The 22357-nt window shown below is 67.8% G+C and carries 27 protein-coding genes; 11 read left to right on the forward strand and 16 right to left on the reverse strand.

What is annotated here, in order from left to right; genetic code table 11:
* Positions 1-98: 98 nt before the first annotated feature.
* On the forward strand, positions 99-314 hold the full coding sequence (locus JAO75_RS25355) for a gamma-glutamylcyclotransferase (RefSeq protein WP_343234579.1): 216 nt from the start codon (positions 99-101) through the stop codon (positions 312-314).
* A 230-nt stretch (positions 315-544) separates the two neighbouring features.
* A complete protein-coding gene (locus JAO75_RS09325) occupies positions 545-1237 on the forward strand; it encodes a YoaK family protein (RefSeq protein WP_425523170.1) in 693 nt (230 codons plus the stop codon).
* A 112-nt stretch (positions 1238-1349) separates the two neighbouring features.
* Here JAO75_RS09325 and JAO75_RS09330 read toward each other — a convergent pair whose 3' ends face one another.
* The 4 genes from JAO75_RS09330 to JAO75_RS09345 form a co-directional block, all read right to left on the reverse strand.
* Entirely contained in the window at positions 1350-2327 is a 978-nt protein-coding gene (locus tag JAO75_RS09330) for a sensor domain-containing diguanylate cyclase (protein ID WP_210340212.1), read from the reverse strand.
* 177 nt (positions 2328-2504) lie between these two features.
* Entirely contained in the window at positions 2505-3254 is a 750-nt protein-coding gene (locus JAO75_RS09335) for a sulfite exporter TauE/SafE family protein (protein WP_199048569.1), read from the reverse strand.
* 336 nt (positions 3255-3590) lie between these two features.
* The gene (locus JAO75_RS09340) at positions 3591-5519 is read right to left on the reverse strand and encodes a heavy metal translocating P-type ATPase (RefSeq protein WP_199048570.1); all 1929 of its coding nucleotides are present in this window, start codon (positions 5517-5519) and stop codon (positions 3591-3593) included.
* Positions 5520-5661: 142 nt separating this feature from the next.
* Positions 5662-6168: a cytochrome b gene (locus JAO75_RS09345; protein WP_199048571.1), complete on the reverse strand. Its 507-nt coding sequence runs from the start codon at positions 6166-6168 to the stop codon at positions 5662-5664.
* Between the two features lie 197 nt (positions 6169-6365).
* On the opposite strand from JAO75_RS09345, the gene JAO75_RS09350 reads away from it, so the two are divergent.
* Together JAO75_RS09350 and JAO75_RS09355 are read left to right on the forward strand one after the other, a co-directional pair.
* Entirely contained in the window at positions 6366-6638 is a 273-nt protein-coding gene (locus JAO75_RS09350; RefSeq protein WP_199048572.1) for a PepSY domain-containing protein, read from the forward strand.
* Positions 6639-6642: 4 nt separating this feature from the next.
* On the forward strand, positions 6643-7230 hold the full coding sequence (locus tag JAO75_RS09355; protein ID WP_199048573.1) for a cytochrome b/b6 domain-containing protein: 588 nt from the start codon (positions 6643-6645) through the stop codon (positions 7228-7230).
* A gap of 11 nt (positions 7231-7241) precedes the next feature.
* Here the strand turns inward: JAO75_RS09355 and JAO75_RS09360 are convergent, their stop codons facing one another.
* The 3 genes from JAO75_RS09360 to JAO75_RS09370 are packed head-to-tail and all read right to left on the reverse strand — an operon-like array spanning position 7242 to position 9570.
* On the reverse strand, positions 7242-8594 hold the full coding sequence (locus tag JAO75_RS09360) for a sensor histidine kinase (RefSeq protein ID WP_199048574.1): 1353 nt from the start codon (positions 8592-8594) through the stop codon (positions 7242-7244).
* A complete protein-coding gene (locus tag JAO75_RS09365; protein WP_199048575.1) occupies positions 8591-9259 on the reverse strand; it encodes a response regulator transcription factor in 669 nt (222 codons plus the stop codon). Before JAO75_RS09365 ends, JAO75_RS09360 begins: the two co-directional genes overlap by 4 nt.
* Positions 9259-9570, reverse strand: a complete 312-nt coding sequence (locus tag JAO75_RS09370) for a PepSY domain-containing protein (protein WP_199048576.1) — start codon at positions 9568-9570, stop codon at positions 9259-9261. The genes JAO75_RS09365 and JAO75_RS09370 overlap by 1 nt, the downstream gene beginning before the upstream one ends.
* A gap of 132 nt (positions 9571-9702) precedes the next feature.
* Here JAO75_RS09370 and JAO75_RS09375 point away from each other — a divergent pair, with 132 nt between their 5' ends.
* The 6 genes from JAO75_RS09375 to JAO75_RS09400 all read left to right on the forward strand — a co-directional run bounded on the left by JAO75_RS09375 (position 9703) and on the right by JAO75_RS09400 (position 14300).
* The gene (locus JAO75_RS09375) at positions 9703-9981 is read left to right on the forward strand and encodes a PepSY domain-containing protein (protein ID WP_199048577.1); all 279 of its coding nucleotides are present in this window, start codon (positions 9703-9705) and stop codon (positions 9979-9981) included.
* Positions 9982-10029: 48 nt separating this feature from the next.
* Positions 10030-10512: a hypothetical protein gene (locus JAO75_RS09380; RefSeq protein WP_199048579.1), complete on the forward strand. Its 483-nt coding sequence runs from the start codon at positions 10030-10032 to the stop codon at positions 10510-10512.
* A gap of 166 nt (positions 10513-10678) precedes the next feature.
* Positions 10679-12034, forward strand: a complete 1356-nt coding sequence (locus tag JAO75_RS09385) for a ferredoxin reductase family protein (protein WP_199048587.1) — start codon at positions 10679-10681, stop codon at positions 12032-12034.
* A gap of 222 nt (positions 12035-12256) precedes the next feature.
* Positions 12257-12661: a response regulator gene (locus tag JAO75_RS09390; protein ID WP_199048589.1), complete on the forward strand. Its 405-nt coding sequence runs from the start codon at positions 12257-12259 to the stop codon at positions 12659-12661.
* A gap of 89 nt (positions 12662-12750) precedes the next feature.
* Positions 12751-13965, forward strand: coding sequence for an NO-inducible flavohemoprotein (hmpA, locus tag JAO75_RS09395; RefSeq protein WP_199048591.1), 1215 nt, complete (start codon positions 12751-12753; stop codon positions 13963-13965).
* A 71-nt stretch (positions 13966-14036) separates the two neighbouring features.
* Positions 14037-14300 carry a DUF6894 family protein gene (locus tag JAO75_RS09400; protein WP_199048593.1) on the forward strand — a complete coding sequence of 88 codons (264 nt, stop codon included), beginning with the start codon at positions 14037-14039 and terminating at the stop codon, positions 14298-14300.
* Positions 14301-14488: 188 nt separating this feature from the next.
* Here JAO75_RS09400 and JAO75_RS09405 read toward each other — a convergent pair whose 3' ends face one another.
* Complete coding sequence (locus tag JAO75_RS09405; RefSeq protein ID WP_246742434.1) at positions 14489-14776, reverse strand: response regulator; 288 nt, start codon at positions 14774-14776, stop codon at positions 14489-14491.
* A gap of 317 nt (positions 14777-15093) precedes the next feature.
* Between JAO75_RS09405 and JAO75_RS25170 the strand changes: the two genes are divergently transcribed.
* Positions 15094-15225 carry a hypothetical protein gene (locus JAO75_RS25170; RefSeq protein WP_262031272.1) on the forward strand — a complete coding sequence of 44 codons (132 nt, stop codon included), beginning with the start codon at positions 15094-15096 and terminating at the stop codon, positions 15223-15225.
* 54 nt (positions 15226-15279) lie between these two features.
* On the opposite strand, the gene ccoS is transcribed toward JAO75_RS25170, so the two are convergent.
* Genes ccoS through ccoN form a run of 8 tightly spaced genes read right to left on the reverse strand, consistent with a single transcriptional unit; the run spans position 15280 to position 22267 of the window.
* Positions 15280-15453 carry a cbb3-type cytochrome oxidase assembly protein CcoS gene (gene ccoS / locus JAO75_RS09410; protein ID WP_199048595.1) on the reverse strand — a complete coding sequence of 58 codons (174 nt, stop codon included), beginning with the start codon at positions 15451-15453 and terminating at the stop codon, positions 15280-15282.
* Positions 15454-15478: 25 nt separating this feature from the next.
* Positions 15479-17710: a cation-translocating P-type ATPase gene (locus JAO75_RS09415; RefSeq protein WP_199048597.1), complete on the reverse strand. Its 2232-nt coding sequence runs from the start codon at positions 17708-17710 to the stop codon at positions 15479-15481.
* 37 nt (positions 17711-17747) lie between these two features.
* A complete protein-coding gene (locus JAO75_RS09420; protein ID WP_199048600.1) occupies positions 17748-18554 on the reverse strand; it encodes a DUF2189 domain-containing protein in 807 nt (268 codons plus the stop codon).
* Positions 18555-18592: 38 nt separating this feature from the next.
* Positions 18593-18751, reverse strand: coding sequence for a hypothetical protein (locus tag JAO75_RS09425; protein WP_343234580.1), 159 nt, complete (start codon positions 18749-18751; stop codon positions 18593-18595).
* Positions 18752-18789: 38 nt separating this feature from the next.
* Positions 18790-19671 (reverse strand): cytochrome-c oxidase, cbb3-type subunit III, encoded by an 882-nt coding sequence (gene ccoP, locus JAO75_RS09430; protein WP_199048604.1) that lies wholly within the window; start codon positions 19669-19671, stop codon positions 18790-18792.
* The gene (locus tag JAO75_RS09435) at positions 19662-19832 is read right to left on the reverse strand and encodes a cbb3-type cytochrome c oxidase subunit 3 (RefSeq protein ID WP_199048606.1); all 171 of its coding nucleotides are present in this window, start codon (positions 19830-19832) and stop codon (positions 19662-19664) included. Before JAO75_RS09435 ends, ccoP begins: the two co-directional genes overlap by 10 nt.
* A 22-nt stretch (positions 19833-19854) precedes the next feature.
* Entirely contained in the window at positions 19855-20607 is a 753-nt protein-coding gene (ccoO, locus tag JAO75_RS09440) for a cytochrome-c oxidase, cbb3-type subunit II (RefSeq protein ID WP_199048608.1), read from the reverse strand.
* A gap of 4 nt (positions 20608-20611) precedes the next feature.
* On the reverse strand, positions 20612-22267 hold the full coding sequence (gene ccoN, locus JAO75_RS09445) for a cytochrome-c oxidase, cbb3-type subunit I (protein WP_199048610.1): 1656 nt from the start codon (positions 22265-22267) through the stop codon (positions 20612-20614).
* Between the last annotated feature and the right edge of the window lie 90 nt (positions 22268-22357).

Genomic DNA, 22357 nt, shown 5'->3' on the forward strand with positions numbered 1-22357 from the left:
GCTCGTTCGGCGCGAGATGACCGTGAAGCCGCCCAACAACCTTCCGCGATGGATTGCCGTGGAGACGGCCCAAGGGCCGTTGCGCGGTCGCCTTCGTGATGAACCGGGCCTCGCGCTTCTACACCGGCCGGCTGCCGCCGGAGCAGGTGGCGGAGGTGCTGGCCACGGCCTGCGGGCATTGGGGCTCGTGCGCCGAGTATCTCCACAACACCGTCGCGCACCTGCACGAGCACGGCATCCGCGACCGCAACCTCTGGCGCCTGCAAGCCTTGGTGGCCGAGCGGATCAAGTCTGGATCCTCTGACATGGTGTAGGCTCCATTGGACTTTCGGAACGGCGGCCCCCCTGGAACCGTGCAGCCCCCTCGTTGCATCCCGAGCCACGTCTCGGGATCATGGTCTTGCCTATGGTTCGGTGGTAACGGTCGGCAATGAACCGGAGGCACCGATTTCGGCCGAGACGGGGTCTGGTTGACCGTTATGCCCGCTCCGCCCGGCGGGTCATTGCCCCGGGGCGGTCGCGGAGGGCCGACACCCAGCTCGGGATGGTGCTCGCGTTTGTGGCGGGGGCCGCCAACGCCGGCGGCTTCCTGGTCGTCGGGCAGTACACCTCGCACATGTCCGGGATCTTTTCGGCCTTGGCTGACAATCTCGTCCTGGGAGCCTCCGCCCTCGTGGTGGCCGGGCTGAGCGGGCTGGTGTCCTTCGTCGCCGGGGCGGCCTGCTCGGCCATCCTGATCAACTGGGGTCGCCGCCGCAGCCGGCGCGACCTCTATGCCCGGCCGCTGCTGCTGGAGGCGGCCCTGCTGCTCGGGTTCGGGCTACTCGGTGGCTTGGCGCACGGCGCCTCCGGGTTCAACCCGCTCGCCGTTCTCATGCTCTGCTTCATCATGGGGCTGCAGAACGCCACCGTGACCAAGATCTCCGGCGCCCGCATCCGCACGACCCATGTGACGGGCATGGTCACCGATGTCGGCATCGAGCTGGGCAAGCTCATCTACTGGAGCAGGGATCCGATCCGCTCGGACATCCTCCGGGTCCGCGCCGACCGGCCGAAGCTGCGCCTGCTGGGCCTGCTGCTGGGCTCCTTCTTCGCCGGGGGCGTGTTCGGAGCGTTCGGGTTCGAACGCTGGGGCTTTGCCACGTGCCTTCCCTTAGGTTTGCTCTTGCTGCTGCTGGCGGTCCCCTCGCTGGCCCATGATTGGCTCAACCGCCGCCGGGCGCTGAACAAGCTATGATTTAGGCACCATCTCGGTTTCACGAGTGCCCCGACGCCAATTCGGCTCCTTTTTCGGGTCCGAAGGCCTCGGTGGGGGTCAGGAGTCTGCACTGGTCGATGGTTGATCCGTCTCAGTCCGGAGACGCGAGCAGCAGAGCCGTCTCCACCCGGTTTCGTCCGCCTGCCTTGGCTTGATAGAGCGCGCGGTCAGCCGCGGCGAGCAGGGCGTGCGGCATCCCGGCCGAGCCCCCGGTTCGGACAACGGCCGTAGCGGCGCCGATGCTGGCGGTGACCACCTTCCCGAGTACCGATGTGGCCTCATGCGGAAGAGCCAGGGCCTCAATCGCCGCGCGGGCGCGCCCCGCCACCGTCACCGCACGCTGCGCATCGGCCCGCGCCAAAATGATCGCGATCTCCTCCCCGCCGTAGCGTGCGATGAAATCGTCCGGGCCGAGCGTCAGGCCCTGGAGGGCGGCCGCGACCGCGCGGAGGCAGTCGTCGCCCACCAGATGCCCATAGGCATCGTTGAAGCCCTTGAAGTGGTCGAGGTCGAGCAGGAGGAGCGACATCTGCGCCGTCTCCCGAACGGTGCGGCGCCATTCCCGGGCCAGCGTTTCATCGAACGAGCGGCGGTTGGCGAGACCGGTCAGGCCATCCTTCGTCGCCATGGCGGTCAGCTGATCTTCCAGCGCCTTGCGTTCGGTCACGTCCCGTATCACCACGGCCCGGTCGCCAGGCTGGCCGAGGGCATAGTCGCCGATGGGTCGTGACGTGACTTCGACCCAGACCAGTGTTCCATCCCCGCGAACGGCCCGGACTGTGACGGTTGAGCTGTCAACCTCCCCCGCCACCAGACGCGCCGTCGCGGCGGCGATGATCGGCAGATCCTCAGGACAGACAAACTCTCTTACGGGATGCCCGACAATCTCTGAGACGGGCCGGCGAAACATTCTTTTCGCCGACGGCGAGATGTAGCTGAAGGTCATGTCCGCCCCGACGCGAGCGATGACATCGGTGCAGTATGCCGCCAGCAGGCGCAGCTCCGCCTCCGCCGTGATGCTGTGCCGGTCCGAGACCCCGCCATCCGCCATCTCTGCCCCTTGCCTCATGCGCTCTAAAGGTGGGGGCTCATATCATGGCGAAACCGACTCCCAAAGATTTTCAGGTTTCGACCCTGGCCGGCTCCACAAACGCAGGCGCCATCGATATGGGCCATGTCGGACATTGGCTGACGATCCTCCCCAACGGGGACGTTCGGCCACCCGTCCTCACGACGGGGAGCGGCCTCAACCATAGGCCCGCACGAAGAACGCCACCGTGGTGCCGGCGGCCAGCAGCAGCGTCCCGGCCCGGACCACCGCGGGAGGCAGGGTCCGCCCGACATGCGCCCCACACCATCCGCCTGCGACGGCGCCGAGCCCCACCAGAAGGCAGGCCGTCCACGCCACGGCGCCGGCCACGATGAAGGACAGGACGGCAATGCCGTTGGCGGCGCTCACCATCAACGTGCGCGGCGCATTCAGCGCCTTGACCTCGGCTCCATCGAGAATGCTCCAGACTGCCATCATCATCAGCCCGACCGCGCCGCCGAAATAGCCTCCGTAGATGCCGAGCAGGAATTGAAGACCCAAAATCGTCGGAAGGCCGGCCCGGACGCGCGCGCGCAGCGCCGGCCCGATCCGTCGGCCGAACGCCAGCATGATCGTGGCGACGAGCAGCAGCCACGGCAGGACCTGATCGAACAGGGCGGCCGGCGTCCACAGCAGCAGCAGGCTTCCGGCGAGGCCCCCGGCCAGCGAGACGAGGGCGACCGGCGCGAGAGGCACGCCGCACACGCCCGTCAGGCCGTCCCGATAAACCCAGGTGCTGGCGAGACCACCCGGGAACAGGGCGACCGTGCTGGTGGCGTTGGCGCTGACCGAAGGTACTCCGGCACCGATCAGGGCCGGCAGAGACACGAAAGAGCCCCCGCCCGCCAGGGCGTTCATGCCGCCCGCGAGCACGCCGGCGAGCAGCAGAAACGGCGCATCACCCATCGATGGTCTCCGCTTGCCGGTTCGGGCGCGAGGGCGTCGTCCGGCGCAAAACTTTGGGCACCCCGGCCGACATGTTGCCCTGTCTGCGGCCTCCTTCACTCAAGGGGGCGATGCGGCGCAAGGCGGATGTTCTGGAGCCATCGTTCGGGTGGGCGAAAGCAAGGGACGCCCGGCCGGCCAACGTTTGCCGTCGCGGGCGTCCTCGGTCGCTGTGGGGACGGCTCCGCTCGGCGTCATCCCTGTCGCCGGCCAGGGGCATGGGTTGTCCAAAGCACGCGACCGCCACGGCGGCCACAAGGCCCACGGTGGAGCGGATGCAGGCGGACCTCCTCAAGGTCATCTGCGGCCGGGCGTGCCTGATGTGCGTCCGACCGGCAGGAGCCGGGCCGAGTTGAGGATGAAGGCGAGTTCCGAGCCCACATGGATGAAGGCCGCCAGGAGCGGATTGAGGAAGCCGAAGGCGGCAAGCGCGATGCCGAGCGCGTCCACCCCGATGGTGCCGGCGAAGTTCTGCCAGATGATGACGCGCGTGCGCCGCGCGATCCGCAGGGTCTCGACCAGCTTGCCGAGATCGTTGCCGATGAGCACGACGTCGGCGCTCTCCTTGGCGATGTCGGTGCCGGAACCCATGGCGATGCCGAGGTTGGCGGCGGTGAGGGCAGGGGCGTCGTTGACGCCGTCGCCCACCATGGCGACCGCATGGCCGCCGGCGACGAGCTCGCGGACCGTCTTGAGCTTGTCCTCGGGCAGCATGTCGGAGACGACCTCGTCGATCCCGAGTTCCTGGGCCACGCTCCGGCCCACCGCCGCCGTGTCGCCGGTGAGCAGCATCGTGCGGACCTTCAGGCCGTGCAGGGCCTCGATGGCCTTGCGGGCCTCGGGGCGGATCGTGTCGGCCACGATGATCTCGCCGAGATAGCGTCCGTCGGCGGCAACGACGATGTCGGAGCCGATTTGGCCATCCACACGGATCGGCGTCTCGATCCCGGCGTCGGCGAGGAGCTTCCGGTTGCCGACCAGAACGGTGCGTCCCTCGACGCTCGCCGTGATGCCGCGCCCCATGGTGTAACGGAAGCTGTCAGGTTCGGGAACCGCGACGGCTTGCTTCGAAGCCTCCGACACGACGGCGCGGGCGAGCGGATGCTCCGAATGCAGTTCCGCAGCCGCGGCAAAGCGGAGAAGATCCTGCGGATCGATGCCGGGGGCCGGACTGATGGCCTGCACGGCGGGCTCGCCCACCGTGAGCGTTCCGGTCTTGTCGAGCACCACCGTGTCGATGCGCCCGAGGGTTTCAAGGTGAACGCCGCCCTTGATGATGGAGCCCAAGCGCGCCGCGCGGCCGATGCCGCCGAGAATGGCGAGCGGCGTTCCGGCGGCGATGCCGCAGGCGCCGGCCACGATCACGACCGAGATGGTGTCGCGCACATCACGCGTCAGGGCATAGGTGATGATGGCGGCTGCCACGGCGAAATAGACAAGGTACCCGGCCAGCCGGTCCGCCAGCCGCTGCACCGGGGCGCGGGTCTGTTCGGCCTGTTCCACCGCCTCGACGATGCGGCCATAGCTGGTGTCACGGCCGATGCGCTCGACCCGGATTTCCAAGGCGCCCATTTGGTTGATCGAGCCGGCATAGACGCTGGCGCCCTCGCACTTTTCCGCCGGCATGGACTCGCCCGTGATGCGCGACTGGTCCACATAGGAATGGCCACTCACTACCGCGCCGTCGACCGGCACCTTCTCGCCGGGACTGACCAGCACCGTGTCGCCGGCGACGATGCGGTCGACGGGGATGGTCAGGATGTCGCCGTTCCGCCGCACCCGCGCCTCACGGGGCACGAAATCGATCAGGTCCTTGATGGCCAAGCGGCCGCGGGACACGGTCAGATGCTCCAGTTCCTCGGCGACGAGGACGAACAGCATGACCACGACAGCCGTGAAGAATTCGGCAATCGCCGCTGCCGCCAGGATGGCGATGGTCATGGAGAGTTCCATGGTCATGCGCCGGGCGAGGAGGTTCTCGAAGGCCTCCTTGAACATCGGCCAGCCGGCGAAGGCGAGGGTGGCGATGCCGATCACGCTGGCCGGAGCAAAGGGCTCGTGAAGCCGAAACCACAGCACCGCGGCCCCCAGAAGCGCGACGACCATCCGGGCGACGGCCCAGGGCTCGAAGGGGGCGTGGGCATGCACGTTCTCCTCATGGGGACGGGCATAGTCCTCCAGCGGCACGGCGCGGTTGGTGGCCTGCGGGATGGAAAGCGGCGGCATGGACGGCTCCTTGAAGCGCCGGCGGGATGGATCCCAATGAATCGTCGAGTTTGTTTAGAATTCCTCTAAACTATTTAGGAGCAAATCCAAACGGCAAAGTCCGTGGCCGGGCAGTGTTCCCGGTGGCGGTGCAAGACCGCACCTAGACCGGGTTCATCCGTGCCATCGTTCCGTCGCGGAGCACGAACTGGTGCCACAGGGCGATCACGGCATGGAGACCGGCAAGAACCAGAATGACCGTGCCACCCACCTCATGGAGTTCAGCGATGGGACCGGGGGCGCCCTGCACGGATGCCGCAATGGCGGGCACGGGAAGGCCGAAGAACGACACCGGCACGCCTAGCCGCGAGGCGGCGTACCAGCCGGTGAGCGGCAAGCCGATCATGAAGCCGTAGAGCACCGCGTGCCCAATCTTAGCCGCCACATTAAGCCAGGGGCTCTGCGGATCCTCAATGCGAGGGTGGCTACCCCACCAACGGGCGATCAGCCTAGGCACAACAAGCAGAAGCACGCTTAGACCGAGGGAAAAATGGAGCAAGGGCGGGTTGAGACGGACCTGACGGCCGCCCTCAGCCGTGAACCACGCGGCGAGGATCAGCAGAGCCATGGCCCAGTGGAGAATGATGAGAGTCTTCGAGTAGCGCGGCATCGGTGGCTCCCTTCCGCATGGGCTGGGCAGCGGTTTCGAGCCGGCCGGCTCAGCCCAACTTTTCGGCAGAGCCGCTCCCTACGCCGTCCAACCTGTCATCCCGCTGACAACCCTCCACAGCGGCCTGACAGCAGGCTTTTACCACTCTCCCAGCATCCCGACGCCTGAACCGGCGCTGGACGCAACAGGAGAAACCCATGCGCTATACCATCGCCCTTGCCACTGTCGCCGTCATCGCCAGCGCCTTCTCGGCCCAGGCGAGCAGCCTTGGGCGGCCCTGCACCACGGCGCCCCAGAGCCAATGGCTCTCGGTCGACGCCCTCAAGGCCAAGGCTGAGGCCCAGGGCTACAAGGTCCAGAAGGCCAAGATCGCGAAAGCCTGCGGCGAGATCTACGCCCTGGACCAGAACAACGCCCGCACGGAGCTATTCGTCGATCCTACCTCCGGCGAGATCGTCGCCAAGGAGTGACGCCATGACCGCGAGCAGATCCGCGGTCGGGGCCGCCGGCGCCATGCCGGCGGCTGCCGCCGCCTCATCCCAGACCAAGACCGTCCGCGTCTGGGATCCGTTCGTCCGCATCTTCCACTGGAGCCTCGTGGGCCTGTTTGCCCTTGCTTTCGTGACCGGAGACGAGATCGAGTGGCTGCACATCCGCATCGGCTATGCCATCGCGGCTCTCGTGGCGTTGCGGATCGTCTGGGGCTTCATCGGAACCCGCCATGCCCGGTTCGGCGACTTCGTTCGTTCGCCAAGTGAGATCGCGATCTACTCGGCTCAGGTCCTCCGGCTCAGGGCGCCGCGCCATCTCGGCCACAACCCGGCGGGCGGCGCGATGGTCGTGGCGCTGCTCGTCATGATCGCTGGGATCGCGGCCACCGGGTTCGCGATGACCACAGATGCGTTCTGGGGCTCCCAATGGGTCGAGGACCTCCACGAGGGGCTCGTTTACGCCACCATCGGACTCATCATCCTGCACGTGGCGGGCGTCGTCTTCTCCAGCCTGGAGCACGGAGAGAACCTGGTAAAGGCGATGATCACCGGTCGCAAGCGGGCCCGATGACCCTGTGCTCCTTAGCTCGGCAGCCGGACCTCCGCGAGAAGGCCGCCGAGCGACGACCGGCGCAGGGCGAGGGAGCCGCCGTAGGCTTCGACCAAGTCCCCGACGATGGCGAGGCCCAGCCCCGTGCCAGGCCGGGTCTCGTCCAGGCGACCACCACGGGCGAGCACGGCATCTATCCGGTCTTCCGGCACGCCCGGCCCGTCGTCCTCAACCCGGAGGCACACCGCAGCGCCGTCCCGCCGAGCCTCGATCCGCACCGCACCGGCGGCCCAGGTGGCCGCGTTCTCGGCCAGGTTGCCAAGGATCTCGGTCAGGTCCTGAGTGTCCATCCGGACGCCGAGACTGTCGGCGACGTCGACTTGCCATGACACTTTCTGACCCTGGGGCGTTCGCCGGAGCACACCGGTCACCTGCTCGGCCATGGGACGGACTGGCTGGAGCGGCCCCGACCGCACCCGAAGGCCGGTCCGGGCCCGCACCAGCTCACGCTCGACATGCCGGCGCATCCCGGCCGTGATGGTTTCAATCTCATCGGCAAGATCCGCGTCGCCGCGCGCCCGCAACTCCTCGGCGTCGGCGCTCAGCACGGTCAGCGGCGTCTTCAGGCCATGCGCCAAGTCGGCCGCCCGCGCCCTTGCCCGGGCGATGGCCTTTTCCTGTTCGTCGAGCAGGTGATCGACCTCGGCGGCGAGCGGGCGGACCTCGTCCGGGAAGGCCTCTCCCAGCCGGGCCGTCTCGCCGGAACGGACCTGCGCCAGCCGACGGCGCACGGCGTCGAGCGGGCGCAGGCCGACACCGACCTGGATCCAGGCGGCGGCGATCAGGATGCCTGCGAGAAACGCGAGGGACGGAACAAGGTCGGAGGCGAAGTCGAGGCCGGCGGCGTGGACCTCCGCGCGGTCGAGGGCCACCACGGCGCGGATCGTTCCGCCGCCGAGGCTTGCCGGCAAGACAATCCGGCGTTCGACCGCCAACAGCGAGGCACCGCCCGGACCTGGGATTGTGTGCCGATGGACCTCCCCGGCGGCCAGCACGTCGGGCGGCAGGGTCAACGTGGCATCCCAGAGCGAGCGGGAGCGCAGCACCGCCCCCTGCGGCTCCTCGGTGATCTGCCAGTACAGCCCGCTCAGGGGCTGAAGAAACCGCGGCTCGGCTGGAGGGCTGCCGACTTCGAGCGTGCCGTCGCCGGTCCGGGCAAGGCTGCTCACGAGCTGGTTGAGGTGCGTGCCGAGCTCCGCCGCCATGCGCCGCTCCACGTGCCGCTCGAACAGTAGCAGCAGGCCGAGGCCTGCCAGGACCAGAGCGAAGATGATCGAGGCCGTGCCAGTCGCGAGAAGGCGCAGCTTGAGCGATCCCTGCCTCATGTCGGCGCAAGCTCCGGCACGAGGTAGCCGAAGCCACGGCGGGTCTCGATCAGGTCGACGCCGAGCTTGCGGCGCAGGCGCCCGACGAGCACCTCCAGCGCGTTCGGATCGCGGTCATGATCGTGCGCGTAGAGGTGCTCCATCAGCTCCGTGGGCGGGATCACCCGCCCGGCATGGTGCATGAGGTAGCTCAGGCAGCGGTATTCGAGCGGCGAGAGGTTGAGGGGCACGTCGTCGACCGTGACCCGCATCTTTCGGGTGTCGAGCACGACCGGACCGGACATGAAGACGGGCGCGGAGCGGCCGGCGGCCCGGCGCAGGAGGGCGCGCACGCGGGCCAGCAGTTCCTCCATGGCGAAGGGCTTGGCAAGGTAGTCGTCGGCGCCGGCATCGATGCCCTCAACCCGCTCCGCCCAGGCGCCACGGGCGGTGAGGATCAGCACCGGCAGATCGCGCCCTGCCGCGCGCCATTTCCTTAGCACGGCGAGCCCATCCATCTTCGGCAGGCCGAGATCGAGGACGGCGAGGTCGTAGTCTTCCGTGTCGCCGCGGAACCAGGCCTCTTCGCCATCTGCCACCTGATCGACGGCGTAACCCGCGTCCGTCAGGACGGCCGCAACCTTGCGCGCGATGCGGGCATCGTCCTCGACCAGCAGAATGCGCATCAATGGCCCTCCCGTTTGAGGATCGCGGCCGTGGCGGCGTCGACATAGACCTCCCACAGGCGTCCGTCCGGATCGATCACCTTGAACTCGTAGACCCAGCGCTCGCGCTTGCGCTCGAATTCCATGCCGACGACCTCGCCGCCGAGGTCGGCCCGCACCCGCGTCAGGATCTCGGCCAGCGCCAGTGCCTCGCCCCGCTCGACGGCCCGGCGAGCCCGGTCGGAGTCGCGCTCACGGTCCGCCATGGCGGCAGGCGGCAGCAGGGCTGCGGCGAGGCCGAGGACGACGATGGCGCGGCGGGTCTTGCTCATGGGGCGAGAATGCCCCCGCGCACCTGACAATTCGCTGACATGGATCAACAGCCGGCCGAAAGCGGCAGGCCGCTAATGTCATCCCCATCGATCCGGACATGCCCGTTCGGATCAGGACACCAGGAGACCGACATGCGCACGATCATCATGACGACAGCCCTTCTCGCGGCGGGGCTCGCCGGTCCGGCATTGGCCGATGATTCCGACAGCCGCTGTGCACCTAGCGCCGACGGCCGGACCTTCGCCGCAAGCGCGGTGAGCAAGGGGCTGGAGGATCTGGGCTACCGCGTGAGCCGGATCAAGGCCGAGCACGGCTGCTACGAGGTCCGGGCCGTGAACGACAGCGGCTTCCCGATCAAGGCCGTGTACGCCCAGGCCACAGGCGAACTCGTTCGGGCACGGCTTCGCTGAACGGAAACACAAACCAGCCCATCGAACGACGAAACAGGAGATCCGATCATGGTCATGAACAAATCCATTGCCGCTGCGCTGGTCGCACTCGGCCTGACGGCGGGCTTTTCCGGGGTAGTCCTCGCGGCCGCCCCGCAGGGGCACGAGAGCCACGGTGCGTCCACCGTGGAGCTGACCCTCAACAACGGCCAAAAGTGGCAGACCGACGAGGCTTTGCGGACCGGCATGAGCCAGATTCGAGAGGTGATCGACGCCTCCCTGCCGCTGATCCATTCCGGCCGGTACAGCGCGGCCGACCTGTCCACGCTTGGCGACTGGGTGCAGGAGCAGGTCGACTTCGTGGTGGCGAACTGCCGGCTGCCGGAGGAGGCCGACCTCCAGCTCCATATGGCCCTGACCCAGCTCCTCGACGGCGTCAACACCATGAAGGAGGAAGGCAGCCAGGACCAAGGCGCGGCGGCCATCGTTCAGGCGCTGAACGCCTATGGCGACCACTTCGACCACCCGGACTGGCAGCCGCTGGTCGATTGAGGGCGGGTTGGCCGCCGGCGGACCTTGCCGTCCACGCACAGGGACCGTTGCCGCAGGTTGACGCCGATCAAAGACAGGGGGCGGCGGGGCTCTGAGAGTGCCCGCCGCTTGAACGTTTGAATGTTGAAAAAGCCGCTCTGCCACGGGGCAGACGAAGGAGTGTCGGATGGGGCATATCAAGATCGCATTCTGGGGCGCGTTGGCCCTGCTCGCTGCCTTGTGGCTGCTGGCCGATCCTCTCGCGCTGCAACCTGCCGGCTTCTTTGCCCTGCGAGGTTCGATGGTCCAGCTCAGCGGTGTCCTCGCCATGGGCTGCATGAGCCTGGCGATGATCCTCGCACTCCGCCCGCGCTGGCCGGAGCGGTGGCTCGGCGGCCTCGACAAGATGTACCGCCTGCACAAGTGGCTCGGCATCGGCGGCCTGGTTCTCGCCGTGACCCATTGGCTCTGGTCGCAGGGGCCCAAATGGGCGGTCGGGTTCGGCTGGCTGGAACGGCCGGCCCGTGGCGCCAGGCCGGCCGTTGACGGCGCGCTCCAGCAGCTCCTGATGACGTACCGCGGCACCGCGGAGGGTGTCGGCGAGTGGGCGTTCTATGCCACCGTGCTGCTCATCGTCGTGGCTCTCGTCCGCTGGATTCCCTACCGGCTGTTCTACAAGACCCACCGCCTGATCGCCGTGGCCTACCTGGCGCTGGTCTTCCATGCCGTCGTGCTGACCCAGTTCGGCTATTGGGCAACGCCGCTGGGCGTTCTTATGGCCGGTATGCTGGCCTGGGGGACGGTCGCGGCCGTGCTGGTCCTGTTCCGCCGGATCGGCGCCGGCCGCAAGGTCGAGGGCCGGATTAGCAACCTCCACTACTACCCGGAGCTTCGGGTCCTTGAGGGCGAGATCGACATCCCTGAGGGCTGGCCGGGGCACAAAGCCGGCCAGTTCGCCTTCCTGAGCGGGGATCCTTCGGACGGACCTCACCCCTACACCATCGCCTCGGCCTGGGACCCGGCCGAGCACCGGCTCACCTTCATCACCAAGGAGCTGGGCGACTTCACCCGCACCCTGCGCGCCAAGCGCTACGTCGGCGAGCCGGTGACGGTGGAGGGGCCGTATGGCTGCCTCACCTTCGCGGACGACTGCCCGCGCCAGATCTGGGTCGGGGGCGGGATTGGCATCACGCCCTTCATCGCCCGCATGAAGCAGATTGCCCGGGAGCGGCAGGTGAAGCCGGACCCGTCCCGGCCACGGGAGATCCACCTGTTCCATCCGACAGCCGACTACAGCGACGAGGCCATCGCGAAGCTGCGGGCCGACGCCGGGGCCGCCGGCGTCCATCTGCACGTCCTCCACGACAAGCGTGACGGACGATTGACCGGCGAGCGCATCCGCGCCGCCGTTCCCGGCTGGCGCGAGGCCAGCCTCTGGTTCTGCGGCCCGGCCGGGTTCGGGGAGGCGCTGCGGCGGGATTTCGCACGCCAGGGGCTGAAGGTGGCCAAGCGGTTCCATCAGGAGCTCTTCGCCATGCGCTGAGGCCAGCCCCAGGGGCGGCCGGCGCCCCGGATCCAGGCTGCCTCCGGCGGAAATTCGACCGGCGCCCGGAACATGGGCGCACGCATAGGGTTGGGACCCATGTTGCGTGGGCTGCCTGTTCTCGGTGCCGCGGATTAACGCCGCAGGACTGTCACCGGAGCGCTGTTGGCCCGGGAGTTCCTGCCTTGTTGCGTTCCTCAAGCCACTTTCAGGGAGACGATGATGGGACAGGCGATCCGGCGAAAGGTGCTGGTGGTCGAGGACGAGCCGGAGCTGCGCCACCTGGCCGCGACCGTGATCGAGGAAGCCGACCTGGATGTCGTCGAGGTGGACACCGCCGATGCGGCCCTGGCCTTCCTGCAGGACCATGCCGACGAGGTGGTGATGGTCTTCACCGATGTGACGCTGCCGGGGAGGGCGGACGGCGTCGACCTCACGCTCGCCTGCGCGGCGCGCTGGCCCCACATCCGGGTGCTCGTCACCTCCGGACGGGTGCGGCTGCCGAAGGATGGGCTGCCGAGGACGGCGCAGTTCCTGCCCAAGCCCTGGCGGGCGCTGGACGTCCTGGTGGCTGTCGACAAGGCCGCCCGTGGCGCCGGGATCCCGACGACGGCCCCGACGGCGTAAGGCCTGGCGGCAAACGGCGGGCCTCCACGCATGCCGGACCGGTCCGTCGGCACCCTTTCCCGTGATGCTGCATCCCAGGAGATCATCCCGTGGCGGACACATTGAGCGACACCACCATTCATCTCGTGAAGGCAACCGTTCCGGCCCTCCAGGAGCACGGGCTGGCGGTCACGAAGCGCATGTATGAGCGGATGTTCCGGAACGAGGAGATCCGCGACCTGTTCAACCAGTCGCACCACGGCGAGACCGGCTCCCAGCCCAAGGCGCTGGCCTCGGCCATCCTCGCCTACGCCCAGAACATCGACAATCTCGGCGCTCTCGCACCCGCCGTTGAGCGGATCGCCCAGAAGCATGTGGGGCTGAACATCCTGCCCGAACACTACCCGCATGTGGCCGAGGCGCTGCTCGGCGCGATCAAGGACGTGCTCGGCGATGCCGCCACGGACGAGATCCTGGCGGCCTGGGGCGAGGCCTACTGGTTCCTGGCGCACGTGCTGATCGGACGCGAGAAGGCGATCTACACCAGCCTGGCCACCGCTCCCGGCGGCTGGAACGGCTGGCGCAATTTCCGGGTCGAGGCCAAGCAGCGCGAGAGCGAGGTCATCACCTCCTTCGTGCTCCGGCCAGAGGACGGCGAACCGGTCCTGCTCCACCGGCCGGGCCAGTACCTGACCTTCTGGATCGAGGTGCCGGGCCAGCATCCGCTCAAGCGCAACTACAGCATCTCCAGCGCGCCGAACGGCGGGACCTACCGCATCTCCGTCAAGCGGGAGCCACAGGGCATCGCGTCCGCCTGGCTGCACGACAAGACGGAGGTCGGGACCGTCCTCAAGGTGGCGCCGCCCGCGGGCGAGTTTTTCCTCAACGAAGAGTCGCCCCGGCCCGTGGTGCTGCTGAGCGGCGGGGTTGGTCTGACGCCGATGATGAGCATGCTGGAGACCATTGCGGCCCGCTACCCGAACAAGTCCGTCCACTACGTGCACGGCACCCTCAACGGCTCGATGCACGCCATGAGGGACCGTGTGCGGTCCCTGGCTCAAACCTTTTCGAACATCAAGGCGACCACCTTCTACGTCGAGCCACGGTCCGAGGACCGCCAGGGCGAGGACTTCGACCACGTCGGCTTGATCACCATCGATTGGCTGCGGGCCAACACGCCGCTGGACGAGGCGGGCTACTACCTGTGCGGCCCACGTCCGTTCCTGCGGGCGTTCGTGGGAGGCCTGGCCCTGGCAGGTGTGCGGTCGAACCGCATTCACTACGAGTTCTTCGGACCGGCTGACGAGATCCTGGCGGCGGCTTGACCCTCGCGGCGTCCCTCCCAACTTGGGACGGAGGGGAGTCCAGCCATCGACCGACCAGCCCCTGGAAGGCCATGCCCCGCTTTTTCTTTCATGTCCGATGCCGCAGCGAGACCCTGAGCTACGATGACTTGGGTGTCGACTTTCCCGATGCTGTGACGGCTCACAACGAGGCCTTGCGCGCGGCCCGGGATCTCGATGGCGTGTTCGTTACCTGGGATCGAAACCCTCACGATTGCACCATCGAGGACGAGAACGCCGCAGGTGAGCTTGTCTTCAGCGTGTCGTTTGGCGCGATCTTCACGGGGCATGCCAAGCCATTCGATCCCCACGTTTAGGCCAAGCAGCGAGAGAAACCGTCCGCGGGGATCCCCCGCTGGTGAGCGCAAGCCGCCGTCGTGTGCCAGGGAGCGCCCAGGTTCCCCTTCCAGTCGGGCCTACCTGGAGGCCGCCAGTGCGCCGGTGATGCCGTCAAGCAGGGCATCGTCCTCCAGGGGCTTTTCCAGCACCAGAAGAAAGCCTGTCCTCAGGGCACGCTCCCGCAGCCAGGGGGACCCGATGTGGTGATCAGGATCGCAGGGAGGTCAATGTGATGCTCCCGAAGCCTGCTCACAAGGTCGATGCCGTCCATCCCGGGCATCGTGAGGTCGACGACAAGGCAGCCGGTCGGAGGCAGCTCACCATCGGCGAGGAGCCGAGCGCCATCCTCGTAGAGGCGCACCTCCAAGCCCTCCTGCTCCAAGGCAAACTTCATTGACTGCCGGACCGCGACGTCATCGTCGACAACGAGGACCGGTCCTGTGATCGCGGGCATGGCGGCGCCTGATGGTTTGAGAACCGCACAACCCTACGCCGCCAGCACAAGGCAAGGGGTTGATCTGCCGCAAGCACGGAGCCTGTGGTGGCTCAGGTATTTCCCGTAGGTAGGCTTTCAAGATTGCTGCGGGTCCGGTAGGCTGCTCCTCCTGCTCCAGGTGCCCTTTCAAATCCGTCGATGCCCGCCAGAGACTATGATCGCACTCCCGGCTTCCGTGCTCATTGGGCTGGAGACATCGAACGGTTTGAGGCGGCCGCTGGAACGGAGGCAGTTTGGGATTCGTTGGATGGAAATCGGGAAAGGAGGGCCGGACCGTGCCTCGCTTCGTTGACAAGCCGTTCGATTGGGTGGCGATCCTGGCCCTGGCTTCGGGTGCCGCCGTGCTGGTGCCAAGTCTCGCGGCACTCGGCATGACGCTGGTGGCAGTGATCCGCGACCTCGTCTGACAGAGGCTGCGCGCCGCGCCCCGATGCCGAACGGGCCCCGAGATGTGGCGAGCATCACCTTTCCGGACGGGCCTGACCGTCGTCGCTCGGATCCTCTTCGAGAAGGACCCGTTGCGCCGCTCCATCGAGATCGTCGTATTGCCCATTGCGGAGGGACCACAGGAAGGCACCCAGGCCGGCCAGTCCCATGCCCAGGGCGATGAGGATCAACCACCACATGGAACCCATCCGATCCTCCTCCGGGTCCTTGGCCTCATGCGGCCTCGCGGGCCGGTGACAGCCTCATGGCGTTGGCGACGACGATGATCGAGGACAACGACATCGCGACAGCCGCAACGAGGGGCGTCACATAGCCCAGCACGGCCACGGGCACCGCCAGCGCATTGTAGCCGACTGCCAGGGCGAAGTTCTGGAGAACCAACCGGCGGGACCGACGTGAGATCTCAATGGCGTCGGTGACGGCGGACAGGCTTTCGTTCAGGAACACGAAATCCGCGGCATTGCGGCCGATGTCGGCCGCGGTGGCGGGAGCCATGGACACGTAGGCTGCCGACAGGGCGGGCGCGTCGTTCAGGCCGTCCCCGACCATCATGACCTTCCGGCCTGCGGCCTCATGCGCCGCGACCCGCGCCACCTTTTCTGCCGGCAAGAGACCCGCCGCGAAGTCACGGATCCCGAGCCTCAATGCCAGAGCCTCGACCACCGGCGCCCGGTCGCCGGAGAGGATCTCCACCGCCAGCCCCTGACGCTTCAAACCGTCCACGGTCTCCCGGGCGTCACGGCGGACGCGGTCCTCCAGCACGAAGGTCGCGAGCGGTTCGCCATCTCGGCCCAAGACCGAGATCGAGGCGGCTGTGGGGGCGTCGTCCGGTCCTGATCGTCCCACCGCCCAGTGCGACCTGCCGAGCCGGTACGTGTCGTCGCCGAGCTGGCCTTCAAGTCCCAGGCCAGGAACCTCCTCAATCAGGTCGAATGCAGGAACGTCGTCCACCCGTTGCGCCGCTGCCCCGACAATCGCCCGTGCCGCCGGATGACGTGACCCCATCGCCATCCCCTGGGCGATCCGCAGCGCCGCCGGCGCCACCTCGTCGGCATTGACCAGAGTGGGCCGGCCCAGCGTCAGGGTGCCAGTCTTGTCGAAGGCCACGCCGTCGATCTCGGCCAGACGTTCCAGGGCGGAGCCGTCCTTGACCATGATCCCGCTCTCGAACAGGCGGCGTGCGGCGACGACCTGCACGATGGGCACCGCCAGGCCCAGGGCACACGGACAGGTGATGATCAGCACGGCGATGGCGATGGTGACGGATACATGCCAGTCCCCGGTGGCGACCAGCCAGCCCATGAAGGACAGCAGAGCCAGCGTGTGGACGACGGGCGAGTACAGCGCCGCAGCGCGGTCCGCTAGCCGCCGGTAGCGGGCGCGGCCACCCTCGGCCGCTTCCATCATCCGGACCATCTCCGCCAGGAACGAGTCCTCCGCCCGCGCTGTGGCCCGGACCGTCAGCGGCCCGGTGAGGTTCATCACGCCCGCTTGGACGGCTTCGCCCGGCGCAACTTTCCGGGGCGCTGATTCGCCGGAGACGAGGGAACGGTCGAGCTCGGACGTGCCCTGCTCGACCGCGCCATCGACAGGAATCCGCTCGCCCGCGGCGACGAGCACCACCGCCCCGGGCTCGATCTCGCATACCGGGACGTAGAGCGGCTGCCCGTCCCGGATGGTCGTTGCACCGGCAGGGGCGAGCCGCGCCAGGCCCGCAACGGCGGAACGCGCCCGCTCGCGCATCACGTGGTCAAGCGTGCGGCCGATGAGCAGGAAGAACAGCAACGACGTCGCGGCGTCGAAGTACGCATGCGGCGCGTTGTGGAGCGTGTCGTAGAGGCTGAGGGCGAAGGCGAGCGACACGCCGATGGAGATCGGCACGTCCATGTTGGTGCGGCCATGGCGCAGGGCCGACCAGGCCGAGGTGTAGAAGATCCGGCCGGAGTAGAGGAGGGCCGGGAGCGCGAGAAGGGCCGAGATCAGATGGAAGGCCTTCCGGGAGCTGGCGTCGGCCCCTGCCCAGACCGACACCGACAACATCATGATGTTCATCGCGCAGAAGCCCGCGAGCGCGAGCGCCTTGACGAGGCGGGCAAGCTCCGGATCCCTCGCGTCCCGCTCGATGGCGAACAGGTGCGCCTCGTAGCCGATGCCGCGCAGGGCGCCGATTAGGTCGGGCGGTGTGCCGTCGGGGGTGCGCCAGGTGACGGCGACCCGCTTCATGGACAGGTTGACCCGGGCGGCCTCGATGCCGGGCAGCTTCCTCAGCGTCCGCTCCACCGCCGCGATACAGGCGGCGCAATGGACCCCCGGCACGGAAAGGTCGGTCTGGCGCGTGCCGTCGCCGAGGTCGCGGCTGGCGAGCCGGATCTCAGCCAGCGACGAACCGGGTTGCCCGGCGTCCCCGAGCGCCGCCTGCACGTCGATGGGCGCGCAACAGGTCATGGCCGTCCGTCGCCCGGTCTCTCATGCCGGGGCCGCATCAGCGCATGGCCCGGTAGGCGTGCCAGGTGGCATGGCCCAGCAGCGGAAAGATGACAACGAAGCCGAGGAAGCCGGTCACGGCGCTGGCCGCGAACAGGGCGAGCACGACCGCGCCCCAGGCGATCATCGGGGTGAGGTTGTTCCACACCATGGCCATGCTCGTGCCCATCGCCGTCAGGGCGTCCGTGCGCTGGTCGAGCAGCATGGGGATCGAGAACACGCTGATCGCGAACCCGAAGGCCGCGAACAGCCCGCCGATGAGCGTGCCGAGGATCAGCATCGCCCAGCCGGTCGGTGTCGTGAGGAGCATGGCGACGACCCCATCAAGTCCGGGGAAGGCCCGGACGCCGAAGAACAGGGCGTACACCAGGACTGCGGCTCGGTTCCAGAGCAGCATCAGCAGGCACAGCAGCAGTCCGGTGTAGAAGATCTGCGCCCCAGCCTGCGGCCGCACGAGCAGCATGGTCCGCAGCGTCGGCTGCTCCCCGGCTTCCAGGGCGCGGCTCTTCTCATAGAGGCCGATGGCCAGCACGGGCGCAACGATCATGTAGCCGGCGATGGCGGGGAACAGGATGTAATCCCGTCCCGAGGCGATCAGCGCCCAGGCGAGGAGGGCGGTGATCACGAAGACCGCGACGCCATAGGCCAGGCTGAGGCCCGGCCGGACCAGAAGGTCGCGCCAGCCCGCCCGCAGCCAGTCGAGCGCGGCCTGCGCCGGCAGGTGGCGCTGCCGCGCGGGATTCCGCGTTTCGTCGATGCTGGAGGTCTCGCTCAACAGGCCGTAGGACTCATCCGCTTCGCTCATCTGCCTTCCCCAAAATCGTGCATCGCTCGATCTTTCTCTCAGCAGGCTGGCTTTGCCGCCCGGAACGCGCCCGCCTGGGTGCCCGCCTCCTTCAGGTGGGCGACGCAGTCGGGCTGGGAGGCCACCGCCACGTAGACGAGGTGGGCGTTGGCGGCGGCCACGACGATCAGGACAGCCGCCGCAAGGCTCCACGCCACGATGGGCCACCTGTTCCGCTTCGGAGCCTCTCTTGCGGTCATGGCTTTGCAGCCGCCAGCGAGTTGACGTACAGGGCGAGGATCTTGATCTCCGCCGGGGTCAGGCGCTCATCCCAGGTCGGCATGTGCCCCTGCCGTCCGCCGTGGATCGTGTTGATCAGGGTCTGGAGGTCGCCCCCGTAGACCCAGAACTGATCGGTCAGGTTGGGGGCGCCGACCTCGCGGTTGCCCTTGCCGTCCTCGCCGTGGCACGCGGCGCAGGTGGTGAGGAAGACCTCCCGCCCGGCCTGGATCTGGGGGCCGTTCTGAGGCGTCGACACGGCCGGATTGGACAGGGATTGCACGTAGGTCGCGACGTTCGTCACCTGGGTGCGGTCGAGCATCGCGTCGCGCCCGAAGGCCGGCATCTGCGCGACCCGGGTGTTCTCGTGGCGCGAGTTGATGCCGAGACGCATCGTTTCCGCGATCTGCTCCACCTCGCCGCCCCAAAGCCAGTCGTCATCGGTCAGGTCGGGATAGTTGGCGCGGCCCTTGCCGTCGGCCCCATGGCAGGCGGCGCAGTTGTCGCCGAAGAGTTGGCGCCCGGTCGAGCGGACGACCCTCATCAGGTCCTCGTTGGCCTGGATCTGCTCGTAACTCTCCGTCTCGATGGCCTTCAGCCAGGCCGCGCGTTGGGCTTGGGCGGCGACAAGTTCCTGCTCGACGGTCTGGCGCTGGTCAATGCCCAGGATGCCCTTGGTGTAGGTGGTGACCATCGGCCAGGTCGGCATCAGGATCCACCAGAGCAGCGCCCACACATGCGTGACGATGATGAACATCAGGACGCCGCGCGGCACCGGCGTGTCGAGCTCCTTGATGCCGTTCCATTCGTGCCCCGTCGTCGGGCGGCCGCTGACGGGATCGCGCTCCTCTACTGCCATGGCCTGTCGTCCTTACTCAGGATGCTCCGCTTGGCGTCGTCGAACTTCTTCCGGTTCGCCGGCCAGAACGCGTAGATCACCACGCAGACGCTGAAGCCGATGAAATAAAACAGGCCCCAGCTCTTGGCGAAGCCGACGAGGGTGTTGTGGTCGATGTCCATCAGCCGTCCTCCTTCGCCTTCGTCAATTGGTGGGATCGGGCGCCTGTTCCGGCGCGGCCGTGTTGGAATAAGGAGCGTCGGTGAGCCGCCCGAGCACCTGCAGGTAGGCGACCAGCGCGTCCATCTCGGTGAGCTGGGTCGCCACCCCGTCGAAGGCGCTGACCTGCGTCTTCTCGCCGTAGCGTTCCGTTACGCCCGCGGCGAACGGGCTGTCGGGGGCCGCCTGCCCGAAGGCGTCACCAGCGGCGTTGGCAATCATGGCGTCGGTGTACGGCACGCCGAGCGCCCGTTGCGCCTGCAGGTGCCGCCCGAGGTCGTCCGTGTCCAGGGCGGTGCGGGCGAGGAAGCGGTAGGCCGGCATGTTCGACTCCGGCACCACGTCGCGCGGGTTGGTGAGGTGGGCGACGTGCCAGAAGTCGGAGTACTTGCCGCCGACGCGGGCAAGGTCCGGACCGGTGCGCTTCGAGCCCCACAGCATCGGGCGGTCGTACTTGGACTCGACCGCGAGCGAGTACGGGCCGTAGCGCTCGACCTCGTCGCGCAGGGTGCGGATCATCTGGCTGTGGCAGGCGTAGCAGCCTTCGCGGATGTAGATGTTGCGTCCGGCCAGCTCCAGAGGCGTGTAGACACGCATGTCCGGGGCCTCCTCGACGGTCTGCTTGATCGTGAACAGCGGCGCGATCTCGACGAGGCCGCCGACGCTGGCGGCGGCGATGATCGCGATGACGAAGCCGATGGCGGTGCGCTCTAACTTGCGGTGAAACAGTTCGGCCATGATGTCACTCCGCCGGGGTCGCCGCGGCGCCGGGGGCAAGCCCGGTGTCCGGCACGTCCGTCCGCCTGTCGATGGAGGCGGGCACGGCGCGCACGGTCATCCAGATGTTGTAGGCGGCGACGATGGCGCCGAGCAGGAACAGCAGGCCGCCGAAGGCGCGCGCGATGTAGTACGGGTACATGGCGACGAGCGAGTCGAGGAACGAGTAGGCGAGCGTGCCCTCCTGCGTGTAGGTGCGCCACATCAGACCCTGGAGGATGCCGGAGTTCCACATGGCGAAGACGTAGATGAGGGTGCCCGCGACGGCGAGCCAGAAGTGGACCTCCACCAGCACCGGCGAGAACATGCGCTCGCGCTTCCACAGCGAGGGCACCAGGGTGTAGATCGACCCGAAGGTGATGAACGCGACCCAGCCCAGCGCCCCTGCGTGGACGTGACCAACGGTCCAGTCGGTGTAATGGGAGAGCGCGTTGACCGGACGGATCGCCAGGAACGAGCCCTCGAAGGTCGACAGCCCGTAGAAGACCACCGCCACGAAGATGAAGCGCAGGGTCGCGTCGTCCCGGACCTTCTGCCAGGCGCCGTTGAGCGTGAGCAGGGCGTTGCCGGCGGAAGCCCAGGAGGGCACCAGCAGCATCACCGAGAACGTCATGCCGAGGTTCTGCACCCAGTGGGGCAGGGCGGTGTAGTGGAGGTGGTGGGAGCCGGCCCACATGTAGAAGAAGGTGATGCCCCAGAAGCTGAGGATCGACAGCCGGTAGGAGAAGATCGGGCGCTGTGCCCGCACCGGCAGGTAGTAGTACAGCATCGCCAGGAAGCCGGCGGTGAGGAAGAAGGCCACGGCGTTGTGGCCGTACCACCACTGGACCATCGAATCCTGCACCCCGGCCCAGATGGTGTAGCTCTTCGCCTGGCCGAGCGAGACCGGCAGGGCCAGGTTGTTGACGATGTGGAGGATCGCCACCACGACGATGAACGCCATGTAGTACCAGTTGGCGACGTAGATGTGCGGCTCCTTGCGCCGGGCGATGGTGCGCAGGAAGAGCACGAAGTAGGTGACCCAGACGACCACCAGCCACAGGTCGGCATACCATTCCGCTTCCGCGTACTCCTTCGACTGGGTCACGCCCATGAAGTAGCCGGTGACGGCGAGGATGCAGAACAGGTTGAAGCCGAGCAGCACGAACCACGGGCTGACCTGGCCCGCCAGGCGGGCGCGGGAGGTGCGCTGCACGACGTGGAAGGAGGTGGCGATCAGGGCATTGCCGCCGAAGCCGAAGATCACGCCTGTCGTATGGGTCGGCCGCAGGCGCCCGAAGGTCGACCAGCCGGCGTCGAAGGCGAGGTCGGGCCACGCGAGCTGCGCGGCGGTCCACACGCCCATGAACATGCCGAAGATGGCCCAGGCCAGCGTCAGGGCGATGCCGGCCTTGATCGGGTCGTCGTAGTAGTGCGAGGGGCGATCCAGGGTCGGCTCGGGCTCGTAGTACGACCGCATGACCAGGGCGCCGAGGCCACCACCGAAGAGCAGGACGATCACGCCGTGCACGCCGAGCGGGTCGGAGCCCCCGGCTGCCGCCATGGCCACGCCGACGACGAAGACTGCGAGAAGGATAACCAGGGCGTTCTGGCGTTCGCCGGTGGTCAGCTGCTGAACCATGCCGATCTCTCTATGCGGGCTTGAGGCATTCGGGGCCTTGTCTCGGTGTTTGCGTACGGTTTCAAGCCACGGTGCCGGAGCCGAACGCTT

This window comes from Microvirga splendida, assembly GCF_016427565.1.
GTDB lineage: Bacteria > Pseudomonadota > Alphaproteobacteria > Rhizobiales > Beijerinckiaceae > Microvirga > Microvirga splendida.